Consider the following 20,505-nt stretch of genomic DNA (forward strand, 5'->3'; position numbering starts at 1 on the left):
TGTTGGCGGACGCTTACAAACCCAGAACGGCTTTGGCAATAATGCCGCGCTGGACTTCGTTGGAGCCGCCGTAGATGGAGCAGGCTCGTGAATTCAGGTAATGCGGCATGGCGGTGAGCGCATACTCAGGGCCAATCACCGGCTGCTCGGCACCCGGCACCAGCGCCTGGGGCTGCCAGATGGCCGCCTGGGCTCCCAGGGTTTCGATACGCAGTTCGGTCACTTTCTGCAGCAACTCGGTACCGAGAATCTTGGTCATGGAAGACAGTGCGCCCGGATCCTTGCCCGCGGACAGAGCGGACTTGATACGCATCTCAGTGAATTCCAGCGCCAGTACATCCGCTTCCACGGAAGCAAACTTGTGCTGCCATACAGGATCCTTGCTCATCGGGCCGTGTACGGTCTGCTGCTTCTCAGCCATCAGGCGGATCTTTTCCAGCTGCACATTCAGACCCGGCGCGTATTCCTGGCCACCCCGCTCGAACGTCAGCAAGTACTTGGCCACGGTCCAACCATCATTCTCCGCGCCAACACGGTTGGCCTGGGGGACACGCACATTGTCGAAGAATACCTGGCACTGCTCGGTGACCTCATCCAGGCCAACAATGGGCTCGATGGTGATACCTGGCAGATCCATGTCCAACAGCAGGAAAGTAATGCCCTGCTGCGGCTTGCCGTCTTTATTGGTGCGCACCAGCGCAAACATCTTGTTGGCGTAGTGGGCGTAGGTGGTCCAGATCTTGGTGCCATTGATGATGTAGTCATCACCGTCTTTTTCGGCAAACGTTTTCAGTGACGCCAGGTCAGAACCGGAACCCGGCTCGGAATAACCCTGACACCAAAAGTGCTCACCATTGAGAATCTTCGGCAGGTACTCTTTCTGCTGTTCTTCAGTACCACAGCCAATCAGGCAAGGGCCACACATGTGCAGGCCCATGGGGACCAGCGGCGGGGTTTCGGCACGCACCAGCTCTTCGGCAAAGATGGCGCGCTGGGTCACGCTCCAGCCTGTACCACCGTGCTCTTTCGGCCAGTGGGGGGCTGCCCAACCCTTGTCATTGAGGATTTTCTGCCAGGCCATGGCTTCCTTTACTGGCGCAAACACCGAGGTCACCATCTTGCCCGCTTCCCGAATCTCGGGGGTCAGACTGTCTTCCAGAAACGTCCGCACCTCTTCCCGAAATGCCTTCTCCTGCTCCGGCACACGCAGATCCATACCGTACTCCGCTGTTATCAGAATCAATGGTATACAGTGTATATGAGGCCGTGTGAGACACTCATGACGGGACGTATCATGGCCTTGGCGCAAACCGTCATGCGCAATTCCATGGCGCATTCGGCCTGCAGCAGGCAATCAGCAGAACACCCTCATACCCGCTATAATCCCCGCCAACGTATCACGGTCACCAACAGGCACCTCCATGAGCATCAACTGGTTCCCCGGCCACATGAACAAGGCCACCCGAGAAATCCATGATCTGCTGCCCAAGGTAGACCTGATTATCGAAATCGTCGATGCCCGCCTGCCCTACAGCAGCAGCAACCCGGTGATCGAAGGCTTCCGCAAGGACAAGCCGTGTCTCAAGCTGCTCAGCAAAAGCGATCTGGCCGATCCGGCGGTCACCGGCCAATGGCTGGAACACCTGCAGCAGGATCCCACCGTTCGCGCCCAGGCCATCACCACCCAGAAACCGGAAAACATCCGCAAGCTGGCGGACACCTGCCGGCAGATGGTCAACAAGAAAATCGACCGGGCCACCACCATTACTGCCCTGATTACTGGCATCCCCAACGTGGGCAAATCCACCCTGATCAACACTCTCGCCGGGCGTCAGGTGGCCAAGGCGGGCAATGAACCCGCGGTAACCCAGCGCCAGCAGCGCATCGAACTGGGCGAAGGCCTGATCCTGATCGATTCCCCCGGCATTCTCTGGCCCAAGATCGAGAACGCCGCCAGCGGCTATCGCCTGGCCCTGTCCGGCGCCATCAAGGCCACTGCCATGCAGGAAGATGATGTGGCGCTGTTTGCCGCGGAGTACTTCATGGAGGCCTACCCGGCATTGATGCAGGAACGCTTCAAGCAGGCAGAGCTGCCCAGCGAAGGGGTGCCGTTTCTGGAGATCATCGGCAAACAACGCGGCTGCCTGGGCCGCGGCGGCCACGTGGACTTCGACCGCACCGCCGCCCTGCTGATCAACGAATTCCGCAGCGGAAAACTGGGCCATATCACCCTGGAAACCCCGGCCATGGCGGTAAAGGAACACGTCAAGGTAGCGGAGATTCGCGCCAGAAAGGCGCAGGAAAAAGAAGACCGCAAGAAGGCCAGGAAAGCGGCCTACAAGGCGAAGGCGAATAAAAAGGCCTGATGTCTTTTGGGGTCGGCAAAACACTCGCTATACCCCGCTGCGGGAACGTAGCGTAGCGGAGTAACGCACTGAGTGCGGCCCAAAGGGTGAGCGAAGCGAATAACTTGCCTGCAAGCGATTCCGAGCGACAGCGAGGTAACCAGTTTCGAGTTACGAGAAGCGAGTTTCGAAGGGCAAAACCAGGAGAATGGATAGCGGTTCGGATTTTGATCTTCGAAATGCGTTTCTGGAATCCTTACCTCCCTTAGGCTCGGAATCGCTTGCAGGCAAGCTCCCACAGTGCCCAATCGAACAGCGAGTGGGCTTTGCGTGAAGCGTGATGCAGCCGCAGAGCGGCCATAAAAAAAGCCCGGCAGATGCCGAGCTTCTTTCAATCCGACCAAATTTGGTCGGGGCGAGAGGATTCGAACCTCCGACCCCTTGCACCCCATGCAAGTGCGCTACCAGGCTGCGCTACGCCCCGAGATGCTTGGCAGCAGAGCTACCAAAGCGGCGTGCATCATAGCGGATTCATTCGCGGGATGGAACCAGTAAGCGGCTGATTGGTCAGGGTTTGAGCGGTGAAGCGGCAAGTCTCAAGCGACAAGCGGCTGCACGAAGGAAAGTCGCGCCAAAGACCATCGCCTACCCGCACTCCCGACAGACAGACCTTGCCGGCCGCAGGAGCAGCGGTATCGGCCAGGTTTTCCTTGACCAGACGTTATCGCGATCGAACAACCGCCCCCATAGGAGGCGGCTTCCCTTGCGTGAGACGCGAAACAAGGCATTCCAGACCGGCAAGCCTCATCTCGCGTCGTAGCTTGTCGCTTAAAAAGGATCGCCAGCAGGCAGGCGCCTACGGCAGGCAAAGAGCGGAAGGTAGCAGCCAGGCACAAAAAAGCCCCGAGAGCAGCGCTACCGGGGCTTTCGGGCAAGCAAGCTCCCTCAGGAGCCGGCTTGGATCAGGAGGCCTTGAGTACGTCGAGGACGTCTTCAAGCTCCACGATCATCTGCTTGATGAGCTGGTGGTACTGGGTGGCCGATTCAGCATTAGCTCCGCCAGTGAGCTGCTGACGGGCACCGCCAATGGTGAAGCCCTGATCGTACAGCAAGCTGCGGATCTGGCGGATCATCAGCACATCCTGGCGCTGATAGTAACGACGGTTACCGCGACGTTTCACCGGCTTGAGCTGGGGAAATTCCTGTTCCCAGTACCGCAACACGTGCGGTTTGACATCGCACAGGTCGCTCACTTCGCCAATGGTGAAATAACGCTTACCCGGGATTGCCGGGAGTTCGTCGTTATGACTTGGTTCCAGCATAGGCCTCAACCCGTTGTTTTAGTTTTTGTCCTGGACGGAAGGTAACTACCCGACGGGCCGTGATGGGAATTTCCTCACCGGTTTTCGGGTTGCGACCTGGTCGTTCGCTTTTGTCTCTAAGATCAAAGTTTCCGAAACCGGAAAGTTTCACGGGAACGTTGCTTTCCAGAGAATGACGGATCTCTTCAAAGAACATCTCCACCATTTCCTTGGCTTCGCGCTTGTTCAGGCCAAGCTCTTCAAACAGGCGCTCGGCCATGTCCGCTTTGGTCAGCGCTCCCATGAATCACTCCCAGTCCCGAATCAATCCCTTAATGTGGCGTTAAACTGCTGTTTTAACAAGGAAACAACAGCTTCAACCAAGTCGTTGACCTCTTGATCCTTAAGAGTGCGTGAACGGTCCTGGAAGGTCAAGCCCAAAGCGAGGCTTTTGCGATTTTTACCGATGCTATCACCTTGATATATATCGAAAATCCGCACGTCAGTGAGACGCTCGTCACAGGCTGAACGCGCCGCAGCGACCAGTTCACCCGCAGGAACGCTGTCATCCACGACGAAAGCCAGATCCCGGCGCATGCGCGGCTGGTCAGATACCCCAGCAAACTTGGGTAATACGCCCTCTTGCAAGGGAGCCGTAGCCAATTCGAAAGCATACAGATTGGCAGGCAGGTCCAGATCCGCCGCCAGGCGCGGATGGATTCGGCCCAGATAGCCCACCACCTCGTCACCCCGCTTAAGCGCAGCAGTCTGCCCCGGATGCAGCGCCGGATGCTCGCCTGCCGTAAAAGTGAAGGCACTGGCATCGGACAGGGTCAGCAGAGCCTCTACATCCCCTTTCAGGTCAAAGAAGTCCACTGGACGCTTGCCTTCCCAGTTTTGCGGTTGGGCACTGCCATACACAAGGCCAGCAATCATCGGGGTCTGTTCCAGCCCCTGGTCACCCGGCACGAACCGCAGACCGGTTTCAAACAGACGCAGACGATCTGCCTGGCGGTTCAGGTTATGGCGCGCGGTGGCGAACAAGCCAGCCAGCAGCGTGGTGCGCATCACGCCCAGATCCGCAGAGATGGGATTAAGCAATGGCAGCGGTTCGAAACGCGGCTCTACCTGCTTGAGCAGGCCCGGCTCCACGAAGGTATAGGTGATCGCTTCCAGATAGCCACGGTCGATCATCGTGTCGCCAAGACGGCGCAGCGCCACCACATGCTCACCCACGCTCTCACCGGACGGAGAGCCTGCCGGCACGCGGCTCGGCAACTTCTCATAGCCATAGATACGGGCCAGTTCTTCGATCAGATCCTGCTCGATGGCCATATCGAAACGCCAGCTGGGCGCCAGCACGACCCATTCCTTGCCGCTTTCCTGGGTGGACACTTCCATACCCAGACGGCTGAGAATGTCTTCTACCTGACTGGCGGGTAAACCCATGCCCAGCAATCCTTCGATTCGAGCAGCACTCAGGCTGATCTCGGCCTGCTTCGGCAGCTTGCTCTCTTCCACAGCTTCAGTGACAGGTCCCGCCTGACCGCCAGCAATCTCCATAATCAGGGCAGTGGCACGTTCAATGGCATCATTCTGCAGTTGTGGGTCCACCCCACGCTCGAAACGGTGGGACGAATCAGTATGCAGGCCATAGGAACGGGCCTTGCCGGCAATCGCCAGCGGCGCAAAGAAGGCACATTCCAGGAAGATGTCCTGGGTGCTGTCAGTCACCGAAGATGACTTGCCCCCCATGACACCCGCCAGCGCCAGGGCGTCCTTGTCATCGGCAATCACCAGGGAATCATCGCGCAGGGTCAGCTCCTGATCATCCAGGGTGACCAGCTTCTCTTCAGCGTTCGCCTTGCGCACGGTGATGCCGCCACTCAGTTTGGCAAGATCGAAGGCGTGCAGGGGCTGGCCGAGCTCCAGCAGCACATAATTGGTCACATCGACAATAGGGTCGATAGTACGCAGGCCGGCACGGCGCAGACGTTCGATCATCCACAACGGAGACTCGGCCTTCACGTTGACGCCCTTGATCACACGCCCCAGATAACGGGGGCAGGCTTCGCTGTCAGCCAGGCTCACGCTAAGGGTATCGTCAATCTCAGGCGCAACCTTGCTGATCGCCACTTCGTTGAGTGAGCACTGGTTCATCACCCCCAACTCGCGGGCAATACCACGCACACTCAGACAGTCTGCCCGGTTGGGCGTCAGGTCCACCTCGATAACGGCATCATCCAGCTGCAGGTACTCACGAAAGCACTTACCCACCGGCGCGTCTTCCGGGAGTTCCATCAAGCCATCGATCAGATCTTCCAGACCCAGCTCAGAGGCACCACACAGCATGCCGTTGGACTCAACGCCACGCAGCTTGGCTTTCTTGATTTTGAAATCACCGGGAAGCTTGGCTCCCACCTGGGCAAAGGGAATTTTCAGGCCCGGACGCACATTGCTGGCACCACATACCACCTGGGTGGTTTCAGTTCCATTGGAGACCTGACACACCCGCAACTTGTCGGCATCGGGGTGCTGCTCACAGCTCTCCACAACACCGACCACCACACCGGAAAACTCCGGTGCTGCCGGTTCCACGCCATCCACTTCCAGACCGGCCATGGTCAGCTGCTTGACCAGAGTGTCTGTATCAACCGCGGGGTTCACCCACTCCCGCAACCAGGCTTCATTCACTAGCATTTTCGAATTCCTTAAACGTGTTTGCGGGCGTTAGCTGAACTGGGACAGGAAACGGGTATCGTTTTCAAAGAACAGCCTCAGGTCGTTGACGCCATAGCGCAGCATGGTGATCCGCTCAATACCCATGCCGAAGGCAAAACCGCTGTACTCATTGGCATCCACACCACCGTGCTCCAGCACTTTCGGGTGCACCATGCCGCAACCCATGATCTCGATCCAGCCGGTGTGCGAACACACCCGGCAGCCTTCGCCACCGCAGCTCACACAGCCCACATCCACTTCCGCACTGGGTTCAGTGAACGGGAAATAACTGGGACGAAAACGCACCGGCAGGTCTTCCACTTCGAAGATGAAGCGCAGGAATTCCGCCACGGTGCCACGCAGATCGGCAAAGGTGATGTCCTTGTCCACCAGCAAGCCTTCCACCTGATGAAACATAGGTGTGTGGGTCAGATCGGAGTCACAACGGTACACACGGCCTGGGGCGATGATGCGGAATGGTGGCTTGCCCTGCTCCATGACACGCACCTGCACTGGCGAGGTATGGGTACGCAGCAGACGGCCATCACCAAAATAAAAGGTATCGTGCATTGCCCGTGCCGGGTGGTGGGACGGGATGTTCAACGCTTCGAAGTTGTGGAAGTCATCTTCCACTTCCGGCCCTTCGGAAATATCAAAGCCCAAGCGCAGGAAGAAATCCTCAATGCGGCGACGCATGCGGTTCACCGGATGCAGATTACCCGGCATATCACCACGGCCTGGCAAGGTCACATCCACGGTTTCGCTGGCCAGCTGTTCGGCCAGGGCGGCCTCTTCCAGCAAGGTCTTGCGAGCGGAAATGGCGCTCTGCACCTTTTCCTTGCCCTCATTAATCACCGCACCTGCCTTGGGTCGCTCTTCCGCGCTCAGTTTGCCAAGGCCCTTCATCAGCGCACTGATTTCACCCTTCTTACCCAGGTACTTCACCCGCACATCGTCCAGGGCCCGGATATCGCCAGCTTGTTCGACTTCTGCCAGAGCAGCGTCGACCAGGGCATTGAGATTTTCCATTGAAGACTCCGCAGTCTTGGGTCAGGAGCAAGTTACAAGTTTCAAGTTACAACGCGGAAAAGACCTTGCCGTATTTGAAGCCTTGATTTCCGCGCCCTAACGACTTTTCGCGTTGGCAGCACTACAGAAACCGACAAACCACCGGCGCGCCTTGCATCTTGAAACTTGCAACTTGTAACTATTTCTTTTTCCAACAAAAACGGGGGAAGAGCGCGAGCTCTTCCCCCGTTAGTGTACTGTCAGGCTATTGCTTAACAGTGAATCAGGCGGCAAGACTCGCTTTGGCTTTTTCAGCCAAAGCGCTAAAGGTCGCCAGATCGCGGACAGCGATGTCCGCCAGTACTTTACGGTCGATATCGATGGACGCTTTCTTCAGACCATCGATCAGACGGCTGTAGGACAGGCCGTTCAGACGCGCAGCGGCGTTGATACGAACAATCCACAGACGACGGAACTGACGCTTGCGAACCTTACGGTCACGGTAAGCGTACTGACCGGCTTTGGTAACGGCCTGGACCGCTACGCGATAAACACGGCTGCGGGCACCGTAGTAGCCTTTAGCCTGCTTGAGAACTTTCTTGTGCCGACGACGGGCCTGCACACCACGTTTTACTCGTGCCATTTTTCAGTCTCCAGATCCGTATCAGTTATGCGTAGGGCATCATGCGTTTAACCAGAGCTACATCAGCTTCATGTACCTCGGTTTTCGGACGCAGCTGACGGATAGTCTTGGAGGACTTCTTGGTCAGAATGTGGTTTTTGAATGCCTGCTTGCGCTTGAAACCGGAGGCGGTTTTCTTGAAACGCTTGGCAGCCCCACGATTTGTCTTGATTTTAGGCATGGTACCTTCTCAAGTTGGTTAGTTAATGCAGTAACCGTTCCGTTATAGAAAAGTTACTTCTTCTTTTTACCCGGGCCGATCACCATGATCATCTGGCGACCTTCCATATTCGGGCGCTGCTCAACAGTGCCGATTTCTTCCAGGTCCTTCTCGATACGCTCGAGCAGTTCCCGGCCCAGCTCCTGGTGAGCCATTTCCCGGCCGCGGAAGCGGACGGTAATCTTGGTTTTGTCTCCGGCCTCGAGGAACTTCTTGAGGTTACGCAGTTTCACCTCATAGTCGCCGATGTCGGTGCCGGGACGGAATTTGATTTCCTTGACCTGAGTCTGACGCTGCTTCTTGCGCCCTTCTTTGGCCTTTTGCTTCGCCTCAAACAGATGCTTGCCGTAATCCATGATTCGGCAAACGGGCGGTTCCGCACCAGGGGAGATTTCTACCAGATCCAGCTGTTTAGAAGTGGCTTTCTCCAGCGCTTCCTGCAGGGTCACAATACCGACCTGCTCGCCGTCCACATCGATCAACCGAACATCGGTTGCCTGGATTTGCTGATTGATTCGGGCGCGTTGCTCGCGGCCCTTATTGCCTCCACGCTTAATGTCGTGAACCTCCAATCTATTATCGACAATGAGGCGACACGCCTCGCCGCCCAGTAAAGGCGCGCATTGTATGCCACCACAACGGGCACAACAACCCCAAACACACGGTCTGGAGCGCGCAACTCACTGAAACGGAATGAATTCTACCCGGCGGTGAGACCCTGCTCACGATCCAGACACCAGTAAACCGGCTCTGGATTCCGGGAAGGCTGCGTATTGTAAGGAAATCGGGTCATTTTTCAAGCAGCAATCCCGCCCTTCAGGCTCAGCGCCTTTACTCTCCTGGCAAACGAGTCACCCGGACGCCATCGACCACCATCTCCCACTGCCCATTATTCAACCGTGGCGGCTCCGCAACCTCGAAGGTCGTCGTGGCAAAAGCCACACCTGCGACAAAATCATCACCTACAAACTCTTTGATTGGGGCACTGACAGAGGAAGAGCGCCCCCCTTCTGACCTCTGGTAATCCACCCGACCATCAGCAGTGATCAAAAGGTACATGTTCTCAGCCTGCCACAACCCCGCGTAGTCCAGACGATCCTCTGGCAAGGGCTGGCTGCATCCGGCCAACAACAGAACCACAACCGCCAGCAGAGAAATTCCATATTTCATCTTCACATCCTTGGCTATTAACGCAGGGAGGCCAGCCTATGCAACAAGGCGAGTGATTAACAGCGCTCAAGTCTCAAAGCACTGTAAGCCATCAACCTGAATTCGACAGGCATAAAAAAGGCGGCTACGCGCCGCCACTTTTAACGCCTCTCAGATCATTCCCACTCTATTATCAATAAGCCTTTTTTATATTTTAAATTCAATGACTTATTTTCCTGCTAATCGGTAATACCATGAAAAATACCATGCTCAGAAATTCCTTATAAATAATTTCATTTTTTTTACTGATAGCCGCGCTCAACAGGGTCAGAACCAGCCAAACAGGGTAAAAAAACCAACCCTGTGGAGACGCCCATCCCATCTACTGCCGGCAAAAAAAGGTCAAATGCTGGCACTGGCTATTTTACCGTATCTCTCCCGACACCGCCTAAAGAGATTCCGGCCCTCCTCGATGAGCCTGCCGAAATCCTCAGGGTGTGTCCCGGGAGTTCATTGCTTACCAGTGATACTATCGTACCCTCGAAAAAAGACAGGAACAGCCTTGAATGCGCGAACAACTGGAGCGATCTCAGGTCTGGATTTATCTGGTTGCCATCCTGGCCGGCATGGCCATCGGCTGGGTATCACCAGAACAGACCCGTCATTGGGAGATGTTGCTTTGGCCAGCCCTGGGTGTTCTTCTGTATACCACTTTCACTCAGGTACCACTGATACATCTCAGGTCGGCATTTCGTGATCGCCGCTTTCTGGCCGCTTTGCTGACGGGCAATTTTATTCTAACACCGGTGCTCGTTGGTCTTCTGTTGTGGCTGTTACCGGATGATCCAGCTATTCGTCTCGGCGTGCTGCTGGTACTGCTGGTGCCCTGTACGGACTGGTTTATCAGTTTTACCCATCTTGGCGGCGGGGACGGGGCCCGGGCCATCGCCGCCGCGCCGATCCTGCTGATTGTGCAGCTCATTTTGCTGCCCGTTTATATCTGGCTCTTCATGGGCAATATCGCCATTAAGCTGGCGGTTAGCAGCCACTTGCTGCCGGCATTCTTCGGACTGATTGTCACCCCCCTGATCCTGGCCTGGTTAACCGAACGGTTGACGGAAAAGTACCCGCGAGCGCAAACACTGGTGGACTGGCTTGGGTGGCTGCCCGTGCCGTTGCTGGCACTGGTGGTGTTTCTGATTGCCGGCTCCCAGGTCAGCCTGGTGATCGACAATGGCGCCCTGCTGTGGTCGGCGCTCATGGTCTTTGTACTTTACCTGGTTGCCGCCGCCATTATCGGCAAGGGGCTCAGTGAGCTATTCGGGTTCACGCCCACTATCGGCCGCACCCTCACCTTCAGCTTTGGTTCCCGAAACTCCTTCGTTATGCTGCCACTGGCCCTGTCACTGCCGGAACCCTGGCGGGCCGCTGTCGTTGTCATTGTTTTCCAATCACTAGTCGAGTTGTTCGGTATGGTCGCGTATCTGCGCTGGCTGCCGCGTCTGATCAAGAATACCCACTGAGCCAGACAATAAGCGGCATGATCGAGGAACTTTCTCTGAACATCACCCCCGGATTTTGACGCGACAAATAGACGATTTTGACACTGATGGATATACTCTCATAAGGGCGCCGTGGCCCAGATACTGGAGCAGCATCAGGTCTGGCTTAACCTGGTTGCCCTTCTGGCGGCATGGCCACCGGCTGGCCTCGCCGGAGCAAACCCGTCAACGGGAGGTGTTGCTCTGACCGGCCTTGGGCTTTCTCCTGTACACCACCCCTTCCAGTCCCAGGTTGACTTATTCGGCATGGTCGCGTACTCGTGCTGTCCGCCGCCTCTGATCAGTGATCACGATGCAATCATCGAAGGCTTGGCAGCGTCTAAAGGAGCGGGATGATTCCTGCGGGCTACCCTCTGGCTTGATTCAACTCCACGGTCACATGAGCAAGCTCTCTGTGTACGCCTAAATACCGTTTGATATCGTCAGGCGCTACGGTTTCATCCACCACGAGCGACAAGATGCACGCGTAGCTTCCCTTCCCCACTCGCCAGACATGCAAATCCGCTATTGCCGCCTCTACCGGCGCCGACTTGATGGCATCGTGTATCTCCGCCACCACAGGCGCATCCATTTCTGCATCCAGAAGCACGCGACCGGTATCCCGCAAAAGCCCGTAGGCCCAGGCGGAAACCAGGCCTGCACCCACAATACCCATTACTGGGTCCAGCCAACTGGCCCCCCACCACTTGCCCCCAAACAAGGCGACAATGGCCAATAGCGAGGTTGCCGCATCGGTCATGACATGTAGATAGGCAGAACGCAGATTAAGGTCGTGATGATGGTTATCGTGACTATCCGTGCCATGATGAAGAGCATGACCATCTTTCAATAACCAGGCACAGGCGAGATTGACCAGCAAACCTACCATGGCAATCAGGATCGCCTGGTCATAGTGAATGGGGCTCGGTGCCAGCAAGCGTTCAACGGATTGAAACAACATCAACCCGGCGACCCCGACCAACAAAATCGCACTGGTGTAACCGCCCAGGATTTCAATTTTCCAGGTGCCGAAGGCGAAGCGTTTGCTATGGGCCAAACGCCGTGCTGCGCCGTAAGCCAAGACCGACAAACCCAACGCCATGGCATGGGAACTCATGTGCCAACCATCGGCCAATAGCGCCATGGAGTTGTAAATCCATCCCCCGGCGATCTCCACCACCATGGTAATTGCGGTGAGCCAAACCGCCCACCGGGTGTTTCGTTCCGCTAACGGATTGCCGTCATCAAAAATATGGGAGTGCTGCCAAGGAATGGTGTTGTCAAATTTTTCCACAGGACTGGTACCTTAATGCATCGCGATATATACTATACCCCAGTATATATTTTCACACTAGAGAAGAGTGCTTATGGCACACACCAACAGGGATCAAAAAAAGCTCTTAACCCGGGTTCGACGCATTAAGGGGCAGGCAGAAGCCATTGAAAAAGCCCTGGATCAGGGCAAGGATTGCACCGCCATACTGCAACAGATAGCGGCTATTCGCGGCGCCATTAATGGCCTGATGTCCGAAGTGCTCGAAGGTCATCTGCGTGAACATCTGGGCGCAGAAGACATTTCTCAGGCACAGCGTCAGCAGGAACTCGATGATGTCATCGACATACTGCGATCGTATTTAAAATAGGTCATTCAACGATTAGTGCCGAAATACCGGTGAAGACATTGCGAAGGCACCTGAAACGATGGGCCAGGCTTATCAGGCAGGACATGTATACGGTGTGGCTGGTTGCGCGGGACTCTCGCACCCCTCTGCACACCAAAATACTGGCCTTCGTCGTCGGTGCCTATGCTTTTTCCCCTATCGACCTCATACCAGACTTCATCCCGGTTATTGGTTACCTGGATGACTTATTGATCGTTCCGGCGGGCATCTGGCTGGTAATAAAAATGACTCCAAAGATTGTCATTCATGAGAATCGCGAACGCGCTAGACTCCACCACTCAACGCCGATCAGCCGGGTCGCGGCAGGCGTCATTATCGGTCTGTGGCTATACGCTATAGCGGTATCAATCTATCTATGGGGATATTGATGACGCAATTTAATTATCGCCTCCAATTGAATTGCTCAGGCCAGCGCACTACTGACTCACGTAACGCCATGGGAGTCCAGTCCTTTCCATGTGGTTGCCTTTCTGCTAGGCTCACGATCAAATTCCGGGACCACTTGCATGATTAAACGCTGTTTCATAGTCGCAATGACGCTGTTGATTGCTTTGCAGTCAGTGGCGTCTATTGCCTATGAAGCACAACCGCACAACCCCGCAATGCCACATTATGATGAGCATTCACACGAATCAGCGGATTTTTCCAGCGAAAATCAGGCAACCAAGTCGTCTCCCGACAGCCCCAGTCATTCAGCGGACCATTGCCATCACAGCCATAGCTGCTTTCACATGGTATTGATGGGAACCCTCACCAACATTTCCGGCTTGACTGCAGGAATAGTACTGTCCGACTACCAAGCCAACTTCACCACCGGGGTTCAATCCTCCCTTTTCCGCCCTCCTATCGTCTGATCCTGCGAATACCTTCCCCACCCGGGGAACAACTGTCATTTAGACTTTCGTAGGAGCAGTCTCATGCTTTTCAGAATGCCCGTAAAAAACGGGCGGCGCGCAATGCCGTGCCACTTTATTATCCATGCCTTTTGCCTTCTAGCGCTGGCATTCGGTTCCGCCCTGGCACACGCCGGAGAGAAACCGCTCACTCTGTCCGAGGCCCTCTCGCGGGCCATGGCGCAAAACCCCGGCCTCCAGGTCTTCGATTTTCGCCTTCAGGGCCTTGAGGGCCGCCGCCTTACGGCAGATCAAAATCCTGCCCTGGAGGCCGGACTGGAAGTGGAAAACTTCCTCGGCAGCGACAATCTGCGAGGAGTTGACGGGGCGGAGTACACCCTGTCCTTGTCATCGGTCCTCGAACTTGGCGGCAAGCGTCAGGCCCGCGTCAGCGTGGTTGAATCACGATACGGGCGGGTCGAGGCCGAGCGTCGGGCCGAGACCCTGGATCTCTTGGGACAGGTGACCCAGCGCTTTGTCGCCACACTGGCCCTGCAGGAAAAACTCGAACTGGCCGCTGAAGCCGTGGCGCTGGCCGAGGCCACCCACGAGATCGTCACCCGCCGCGCCGACAGGGGCGCGGCGCCCCAGGCCGAAGTCCTGCGCGCCAGGGCTGCGCTCACCCAGAGTCGTATTGAGCAGTCCCGTCTTCGAGCCGCCTACGAGAGCCGGAAAATGGCTCTGGCTTCGCTGTGGGGTGATACCAGCCCGGACTTTCAAATGCTGGAAGGCGATCTGTTCCAGTTCGGTTCCTCCGACAACTTCGATGCCCTGTACCAGCGGGTCAGCGACAGCCCGGCCATTCAAATCTACGCGAGCGAACAGCGTATCCGTGAAGCGGAGATTCAGTTGGCGCGCAGCCAGTCCGAGAGCGATATCCGTTGGCAGGTGGGCGTCCGGCGTTTCGAGGAGACGGACGATACCGCCTTGACCGCTGGTTTCTCAGTACCGCTCTTTTCCGGACGGCGCAATCGCGGCGAGGTGCAGGCCGCCCTGGCGGCGCGGGATGAGGTCCGATTCCGCCGGGAGGATACCCTGCTGCGCCTCCATTCGCGCCTGTTCGACGCCTACCACTTGCGGCAACAGAGTATCGAGACTGTTGAGCAGATTCGCAGCCAAATGCTTCCCGACCTGACCGAGGCACTCACTCAGACCCGCGAGGCCTACGAAAACGGCCGCTACAGCTATGTGGAGTGGACCGCCGCACAGCGGGAGCTGCTCTCAGCACGGGAGGCACTAGTGGACGCCGCCACCACCGCCCTGCTCAACCAGGCGCTGATCGAACAACTCACGGCACAGCCACTCGCCACTGTCCCGGGTGCCCCGACGCGCTAACCCACAAATTCAGGATTCACACCATGCAACTGATACAACAATTCTGTCTGATTCTGGTGGCCACCTGCCTTGCCATCAGCCCCTTACAAGCTGCCGAGGAACAACACGACGAATCGCAGGCCGAGGCTAAAGGGCCTCACGGCGGCATACTGCTGCAACAGAACGACGCCACCATCGAACTGCAAATCTTTGAGCAGGGCGTTCCCCCGGAATACCGGGCCTGGGTCACCAAGGCTGGCCGCGCCGTTTCCGATGATATTGACCTCAATGTCCAGCTCACCCGCCTGGGCGGGCAAGTGGACACATTCGACTTCGCCTACCGGGGGGACTACTGGCTGGGGGATGGCGTGGTGGCCGAACCCCACTCCTTCGACGTAGAAGTGACCCTCGCCATGGACGGCAAGAACTACCGCTGGCGCTGGGAATCCCACGAAGGTCGCACCCGGATCGCCCCGGATATCGCAGATAAAGCGGGTATAACAACGGCCGCAGCCGGGCCGGGTGCCATCGAGCGCAGCCTCACCACCTACGGCAGCCTGACCACGGCACCGCAGCAGATTGCCCGGATCCGCGCCCGTTTCCCGGGCGTGGTCAGCCAGGTGAAGGTCAATCTGGGCGATCGGGTCGAACGTGGTGACGTACTCGCTCAAGTAGAATCCAACGAAAGTCTGCAGACCTACGCACTGCGCGCGCCCATCGACGGAATCGTCATTGAGCGTCGGATCAGCAACGGGGAAATGGCCGGGGAGCAACCCCTATTCGCCATTGCCGATTTGACCACTCTGTGGGCCGAACTCAAGGTCTTCCCCGGCCAACGGGCCGAGGTTGCCATTGGCCAGAAAGTCTGGCTGAAAGCTGACGGCATTGACCAGGAAGGCACCATCCGCCACCTGCTGCCGGCACCCGGCAACGCGCCCTACACCCTGGCCCGGGTTGAAGTTGACAATGCCGAGGGACTGCTGACCCCCGGTTTGCTGGTGGCCGGGGAGATCGTGGTGGAAACGTTGGAGGCCCCCTTGGTGGTTGACAACCGCGCCCTGCAATCTTTCCGGGACTGGACCGTGGTGTTTATTCAGGTGGAGGACACCTACGAAATTCGCCCGCTGGAACTGGGCCGCAGCGATGGCCACTTCACCGAGGTGCTGGCCGGCCTGCAGGCAGGCGACCGCTATGTAGTGGAAAACAGTTACCTGATCAAGGCCGATATCGAAAAATCCGGCGCATCCCACGACCACTAACCAGGAGGCTATGATGATCAATGCCATCTTACGTCTCTCGGTAGAGCGACGGTTTTTAATGTTATCCCTTATTCTGGTGCTGGTCGGCGTGGGCGTGTGGAGCTTTCAGCGCCTGCCCATCGACGCGGTGCCGGATATCACCAATGTCCAGGTACAGATCAATACAGAAGCACCAGGCTATTCGCCCCTGGAAGCGGAGCAGCGCATTACCTTTCCGGTGGAAACGGCCTTGTACGGCCTGCCCAACCTGTCCTATACCCGGTCCCTGTCCCGCTACGGCCTGTCCCAGGTCACGGTGGTGTTCGAGGAAGGCACGGACATCTATTTCGCCCGCAATCTGATCAATGAGCGATTGGGCGCCATCAAGAGCGCGCTGCCCCCCGGGCTGGAGCCGGAGATGGGTCCCATCGCCACCGGTCTTGGCGAGATCTTCATGTACACCGTAGAAGCCCTGCCCGGCGCCACTCAAGCGGATGGCAATTCGCTGGACGCCACGGCACTGCGGGAGATCCAGGACTGGATCATCAAACCCCAGCTGGCCCAGGTGCCCGGCGTAATCGAGGTCAACACCATTGGCGGCTACGACAAGCAGTACCACGTCACGCCGTCGCCCCAACGATTGCTGGAGTTCGGCATCACGGTGGATGAACTGGTCAGCGCCCTGCGGGCCAATAACACCAATCGCGGCGCCGGCTATATCGAACGCAACGGCCAACAGCTGCTGGTGCGCTCGCCCGGGCAGCTGACCACCATTGGTGATATTGAACAGGTGGTGATTGCCAACCGGGATGGTGTGCCAGTCCGGGTAGCCGATGTAGCTGAAGTGGCCATTGGCAAGGAGCTGCGCACCGGCGCCGCCACCCGCGACGGCAAGGAAACGGTGATGGGCACCGCCATGATGCTGGTGGGGGAAAATTCCCGGGCGGTGGCACAGGCGGTGGCCGAAAAGCTGGAGGCCATTCAGCCCTCCCTGCCCGACGGCGTCAAGGTGGAGGCGGTATACGACCGCACAGCCTTGGTGGACAAGGCGATTGCCACGGTGGAGAAGAACCTGCTCGAAGGGGCGCTGCTGGTGATCGTGGTGCTGTTTCTGTTGCTCGGCAATCTGCGTGCCGCTTTGATAACCGCAGCGGTGATCCCCTTGTCCATGCTTGCCACTATCACCGGCATGGTGCGGTCTGGCGTATCCGCCAATTTGATGAGCCTGGGGGCGCTGGACTTCGGCCTGATCGTCGACGGCGCGGTCATCATCGTCGAGAACTGTATCCGGCGCCTGTCCCAGGCCCAGCACCAGGGTCAGTTGGCTCTCAAGGAACGTCTGCAATTGGTGTTCGAGGCTACCAACGAAGTGATTCGTCCCAGCCTTTTTGGTGTCGCCATCATTACTGTGGTGTACCTGCCGATCTTTGCACTCACCGGGGTCGAGGGCAAGATGTTCCACCCCATGGCGGCCACTGTCGTAATGGCACTGCTAGCGGCCATGGTGCTGTCACTGACCGTGGTGCCCGCCGCTGTGGCGGTCTTTATGGGGGGCAAGATCAGCGAAAAGGAAAGCCCGGTAATCAGCGGCGCCAAATCGCTCTACAGGCCCGCGCTACGGGTGGCCATGAGGTTCCGCTGGCTGGTGTTGGGCGGCGCGACCGCGCTGGTAGCGGTCTGTCTCTGGCTGGCGACCACCCTGGGGTCGGAATTTATTCCACAACTGGATGAAGGGGATATTGCACTCCATGCCCTGCGCATCCCGGGCACCGGACTGGAGCAATCTATCGAGATGCAGTCGCAGCTGGAAGAACGGCTGAAGGCGTTTCCGGAGGTAGACAAGGTCTTCGCCAAGATCGGCACGCCGGAAGTGGCCACCGACCCCATGCCTCCCAGCGTGGCGGACAACTTTGTCATCTTAAAGCCCCGCGACCAATGGCCGGATCCCGACAAAACCAAGGATGAACTGGTGGCGGAAATGGCAGAAGCGGTGGAAATGCTTCCCGGCAACAAGTATGAGTTCACCCAGCCCATCGAGATGCGTTTCAACGAACTGATCTCCGGCGTGCGTGCCGACCTCGGCATCAAGGTGTTCGGCGATGACCTGGATCAGTTGCTGGCATCGGCTAACGACGTCCTTGAGGTTGTGGAATCCATGGAGGGCGCCGCCGATGCCCGGGTCGAACAGGTGACCGGCCTGCCCATGCTGTCGGTACACCCCAAGCGCATGGCGCTATCCCGCTACGGGCTGACCGTGGATGATCTCCAGGGTCTGGTGGCGGCCGGTGTCGGGGGCGAAAACGCCGGCCTGATTTACGAAGGCGACCGCCGCTTCCAGTTGGTGGTGCGTCTTCCCGAAGACATCCGCCGGGATGTGGACAGCCTCGCGGACCTGCCAGTCCCCCTGCCGGACGGCGGCTATGTGCCCCTGTCGGAAGTGGCCGAGCTGGAGCTGGCTCCGGCGCCCAACCAGATCAGCCGGGAAAACGGCAAGCGTCGGGTGGTGGTCACCGCCAACGTGCGGGACCGCGACCTGGGCGGATTTGTCGAGGAAGCACAGGCGCGCATTGCGGACGACGTGGACCTACCTCCCGGATACTGGCTGGATTACGGCGGGACCTTCGAGCAACTGCAGTCCGCCAGTCAGCGGCTTGCCATCGTGGTGCCCGTGACCCTCGCCATCATCCTCGCACTCTTGGTGATGGCCTTCGGCTCCCTCAAGGATGCCCTGATCATCTTCACCGGCGTGCCACTGGCCCTCACCGGCGGGGTTCTGTCCCTGTGGCTGCGAGACATGCCCCTGTCGATCTCGGCGAGTGTTGGCTTTATCGCCCTCTCCGGGGTGGCGGTGTTAAACGGCCTGGTGATGATCGCCTTTATCCGCGATCTGTGGCACGAGCAGGGTGACCTGATGAAGGCCATTGTCGAAGGCGCCCTGATCCGCTTACGGCCGGTATTGATGACCGCCCTGGTAGCAAGCCTCGGCTTTGTACCCATGGCACTCAATACCGGCACCGGCGCCGAAGTACAGCGTCCTCTGGCGACCGTGGTGATCGGCGGGATTATCTCGTCCACCCTGTTGACGTTGTTTGTACTCCCTGTGCTCTATGCGTTGTTGCATGGCAGAAGTGCCAGTAACTCCACTCCCACAGGCGACATTAAGCACGACACTGATAGTTAACCAAAGCCCTACCATGGGGAGGAATCTCCCCATGATTTTTTCAACGTTCTTTTATTGCGGTTTACACCCTGGTAAGACTATGAACGATCCACCCAAGCAACGAAAAGATGACCCGAAGGAAGCTCCACACTTTCGAACACATCGCATCCACGCCATTAACAGTGACTGGTATTTTTTAACCCGTGAAGGTCAAAATATCGGGCCATTCCCGAACAAAAAAGCGGCCGAAGATAGCCTTGCGGAATTCCTGAAAGCTGTCAAAAAGGATGAGTAGCCAATGGCCCAACAACACAGCATTCAATGTGCCGCCCCCATAGATGCGTTGGTATAACTCTTCGCTTCCGAACTGGTACAGCCTCTGAGCATCATGGCCGGCGGGGTAGATGTTGACGGTTTGTGCTGATATGCGAAATGCCTCGTCATGATTGTTGTTGCCTACGCTACGCATTGCGCCCCATCGACCTGATCCCAGACTTCATCACCGTTCTGGGCTATGTGGATGACCTCATACTCTTGCCCTTTGGAATCTATCTGGCGGCAAAGTTAATCCCTGAACCTTTATGGCATAAGTTCCAAACGCAGGTCGAAAAAAGCAGCATTAATTTACCTAAAAGCTGGCCCGCCGTTTTGGCCATTGGCTTGTTCTGGTGTGTGAACTTGGCTGCCATTGTTATGCACTATGGCGCACTTTTAAGGGTTGGTCTGTCATGGTGAATTGCAGCACCCTTTTGAATTCGGGTTGAGCTGTACCGGAGGACATGGCACCGATCCATAGGAACAGTACACACAGCAATTACCGACCTTCGGCTTCAATAATGTATGACAACCTTCGCATTCATAAAACCATTGGCAAGTATCTGTCGGCATGGTTTCGATCTTTCTATGGCCGCATTCGGGGCAAGTCAGTTCCGATTGTAGAATGACTTCTGTCATGGTTTTTTTTCGCTAACGATCGTTGAGGTATAACCGGCATTGGTGGTCGCTTCGATCAGTTTTTCAGCGCTGGTCTTGGTATCTTCGAAGGTCACCACCGCTTGCTTTTTTTCATAGTTGACTTCAGCTTTGGTTACTCCTTCAACCTTGGTCAGCGCTTTTTTGACGGTGATTGGGCACATGGCACAGTTCATGGTTGGCAGATCCAGCTCGATGGTTTGTGGCTTGGCCCAGGCCGAGAAGCTGGCGAGGGTGAATACGATACTGAGAATGATTTTCTGCATGGTTGGCTCCAGA

General features: G+C 57.1%; 22 protein-coding genes and 1 tRNA gene. 10 read left to right on the forward strand and 13 right to left on the reverse strand.

All coding sequences use genetic code 11. The features are described from left to right. Positions 1 to 13 precede the first annotated feature (13 nt). Positions 14 to 1,216, reverse strand: a complete 1,203-nt coding sequence (locus Y5S_RS02650; protein WP_035230226.1) for an acyl-CoA dehydrogenase family protein — start codon at positions 1,214 to 1,216, stop codon at positions 14 to 16. 205 nt (positions 1,217 to 1,421) lie between these two features. On the opposite strand from Y5S_RS02650, the gene ylqF reads away from it, so the two are divergent. Beyond that, positions 1,422 to 2,366, forward strand: a complete 945-nt coding sequence (gene ylqF / locus Y5S_RS02655) for a ribosome biogenesis GTPase YlqF (RefSeq protein WP_035230228.1) — start codon at positions 1,422 to 1,424, stop codon at positions 2,364 to 2,366. 386 nt (positions 2,367 to 2,752) lie between these two features. Here ylqF and Y5S_RS02660 read toward each other — a convergent pair. From Y5S_RS02660 to Y5S_RS02700, 9 genes are all read right to left on the reverse strand, one after another. Beyond that, positions 2,753 to 2,829 (reverse strand) — tRNA-Pro (locus Y5S_RS02660). Between the two features lie 478 nt (positions 2,830 to 3,307). Next, positions 3,308 to 3,667 (reverse strand): MerR family transcriptional regulator, encoded by a 360-nt coding sequence (locus tag Y5S_RS02665; RefSeq protein ID WP_035230230.1) that lies wholly within the window; start codon positions 3,665 to 3,667, stop codon positions 3,308 to 3,310. Further along, on the reverse strand, positions 3,648 to 3,950 hold the full coding sequence (ihfA, locus tag Y5S_RS02670; protein WP_035230232.1) for an integration host factor subunit alpha: 303 nt from the start codon (positions 3,948 to 3,950) through the stop codon (positions 3,648 to 3,650). Before ihfA ends, Y5S_RS02665 begins: the two co-directional genes overlap by 20 nt. A 20-nt stretch (positions 3,951 to 3,970) precedes the next feature. After that, positions 3,971 to 6,346 (reverse strand): phenylalanine--tRNA ligase subunit beta, encoded by a 2,376-nt coding sequence (gene pheT, locus Y5S_RS02675; RefSeq protein ID WP_035230234.1) that lies wholly within the window; start codon positions 6,344 to 6,346, stop codon positions 3,971 to 3,973. 30 nt (positions 6,347 to 6,376) lie between these two features. Then, positions 6,377 to 7,396: a phenylalanine--tRNA ligase subunit alpha gene (gene pheS / locus Y5S_RS02680; protein WP_035230236.1), complete on the reverse strand. Its 1,020-nt coding sequence runs from the start codon at positions 7,394 to 7,396 to the stop codon at positions 6,377 to 6,379. 262 nt (positions 7,397 to 7,658) lie between these two features. Next, on the reverse strand, positions 7,659 to 8,018 hold the full coding sequence (gene rplT / locus Y5S_RS02685) for a 50S ribosomal protein L20 (protein ID WP_035230238.1): 360 nt from the start codon (positions 8,016 to 8,018) through the stop codon (positions 7,659 to 7,661). A 25-nt stretch (positions 8,019 to 8,043) separates the two neighbouring features. Next, positions 8,044 to 8,238, reverse strand: coding sequence for a 50S ribosomal protein L35 (gene rpmI / locus Y5S_RS02690; protein WP_035230240.1), 195 nt, complete (start codon positions 8,236 to 8,238; stop codon positions 8,044 to 8,046). 53 nt (positions 8,239 to 8,291) lie between these two features. Continuing rightward, the gene (gene infC, locus Y5S_RS02695) at positions 8,292 to 8,849 is read right to left on the reverse strand and encodes a translation initiation factor IF-3 (protein ID WP_035230243.1); all 558 of its coding nucleotides are present in this window, start codon (positions 8,847 to 8,849) and stop codon (positions 8,292 to 8,294) included. A 259-nt stretch (positions 8,850 to 9,108) separates the two neighbouring features. Then, entirely contained in the window at positions 9,109 to 9,447 is a 339-nt protein-coding gene (locus tag Y5S_RS02700) for a hypothetical protein (protein WP_035230245.1), read from the reverse strand. Between the two features lie 545 nt (positions 9,448 to 9,992). Here Y5S_RS02700 and Y5S_RS02705 point away from each other — a divergent pair. Continuing rightward, the gene (locus Y5S_RS02705; protein WP_035230247.1) at positions 9,993 to 10,949 is read left to right on the forward strand and encodes an arsenic resistance protein; all 957 of its coding nucleotides are present in this window, start codon (positions 9,993 to 9,995) and stop codon (positions 10,947 to 10,949) included. Between the two features lie 385 nt (positions 10,950 to 11,334). Here Y5S_RS02705 and dmeF read toward each other — a convergent pair whose 3' ends face one another. Beyond that, positions 11,335 to 12,261, reverse strand: a complete 927-nt coding sequence (dmeF, locus tag Y5S_RS02710; protein WP_035230249.1) for a CDF family Co(II)/Ni(II) efflux transporter DmeF — start codon at positions 12,259 to 12,261, stop codon at positions 11,335 to 11,337. 73 nt (positions 12,262 to 12,334) lie between these two features. Between dmeF and Y5S_RS02715 the strand changes: the two genes are divergently transcribed. From Y5S_RS02715 to Y5S_RS20160, 8 genes are all read left to right on the forward strand, one after another. Further along, positions 12,335 to 12,610 carry a metal/formaldehyde-sensitive transcriptional repressor gene (locus Y5S_RS02715; protein ID WP_022960217.1) on the forward strand — a complete coding sequence of 92 codons (276 nt, stop codon included), beginning with the start codon at positions 12,335 to 12,337 and terminating at the stop codon, positions 12,608 to 12,610. Between the two features lie 83 nt (positions 12,611 to 12,693). Next, on the forward strand, positions 12,694 to 13,017 hold the full coding sequence (locus Y5S_RS02720) for a YkvA family protein (RefSeq protein WP_081939635.1): 324 nt from the start codon (positions 12,694 to 12,696) through the stop codon (positions 13,015 to 13,017). A gap of 138 nt (positions 13,018 to 13,155) precedes the next feature. Then, positions 13,156 to 13,503: a hypothetical protein gene (locus Y5S_RS02725; protein WP_035230254.1), complete on the forward strand. Its 348-nt coding sequence runs from the start codon at positions 13,156 to 13,158 to the stop codon at positions 13,501 to 13,503. A 63-nt stretch (positions 13,504 to 13,566) separates the two neighbouring features. Next, complete coding sequence (locus Y5S_RS02730) at positions 13,567 to 14,877, forward strand: TolC family protein (protein WP_009575229.1); 1,311 nt, start codon at positions 13,567 to 13,569, stop codon at positions 14,875 to 14,877. 23 nt (positions 14,878 to 14,900) lie between these two features. Next, positions 14,901 to 16,115, forward strand: coding sequence for an efflux RND transporter periplasmic adaptor subunit (locus tag Y5S_RS02735; RefSeq protein ID WP_035230255.1), 1,215 nt, complete (start codon positions 14,901 to 14,903; stop codon positions 16,113 to 16,115). A 13-nt stretch (positions 16,116 to 16,128) separates the two neighbouring features. Further along, entirely contained in the window at positions 16,129 to 19,275 is a 3,147-nt protein-coding gene (locus Y5S_RS02740) for an efflux RND transporter permease subunit (RefSeq protein WP_052041357.1), read from the forward strand. Positions 19,276 to 19,306: 31 nt separating this feature from the next. Next, positions 19,307 to 19,549 carry a DUF6316 family protein gene (locus Y5S_RS02745; RefSeq protein WP_156107554.1) on the forward strand — a complete coding sequence of 81 codons (243 nt, stop codon included), beginning with the start codon at positions 19,307 to 19,309 and terminating at the stop codon, positions 19,547 to 19,549. Positions 19,550 to 19,686: 137 nt separating this feature from the next. Then, on the forward strand, positions 19,687 to 19,989 hold the full coding sequence (locus tag Y5S_RS20160; RefSeq protein ID WP_197055078.1) for a YkvA family protein: 303 nt from the start codon (positions 19,687 to 19,689) through the stop codon (positions 19,987 to 19,989). On the opposite strand, the gene Y5S_RS20070 is transcribed toward Y5S_RS20160, so the two are convergent. Together Y5S_RS20070 and merP are read right to left on the reverse strand one after the other, a co-directional pair. Continuing rightward, positions 19,981 to 20,208: a GDCCVxC domain-containing (seleno)protein gene (locus tag Y5S_RS20070; RefSeq protein WP_081939636.1), complete on the reverse strand. Its 228-nt coding sequence runs from the start codon at positions 20,206 to 20,208 to the stop codon at positions 19,981 to 19,983. The genes Y5S_RS20160 and Y5S_RS20070 overlap by 9 nt on opposite strands. Next, positions 20,205 to 20,492 (reverse strand): mercury resistance system periplasmic binding protein MerP, encoded by a 288-nt coding sequence (merP, locus tag Y5S_RS02755; protein ID WP_035230257.1) that lies wholly within the window; start codon positions 20,490 to 20,492, stop codon positions 20,205 to 20,207. The genes Y5S_RS20070 and merP overlap by 4 nt, the downstream gene beginning before the upstream one ends. Positions 20,493 to 20,505 lie beyond the last annotated feature (13 nt).

The sequence above is a fragment of the Alcanivorax nanhaiticus genome, from assembly GCF_000756665.1.
Taxonomy (GTDB): domain Bacteria; phylum Pseudomonadota; class Gammaproteobacteria; order Pseudomonadales; family Alcanivoracaceae; genus Alcanivorax; species Alcanivorax nanhaiticus.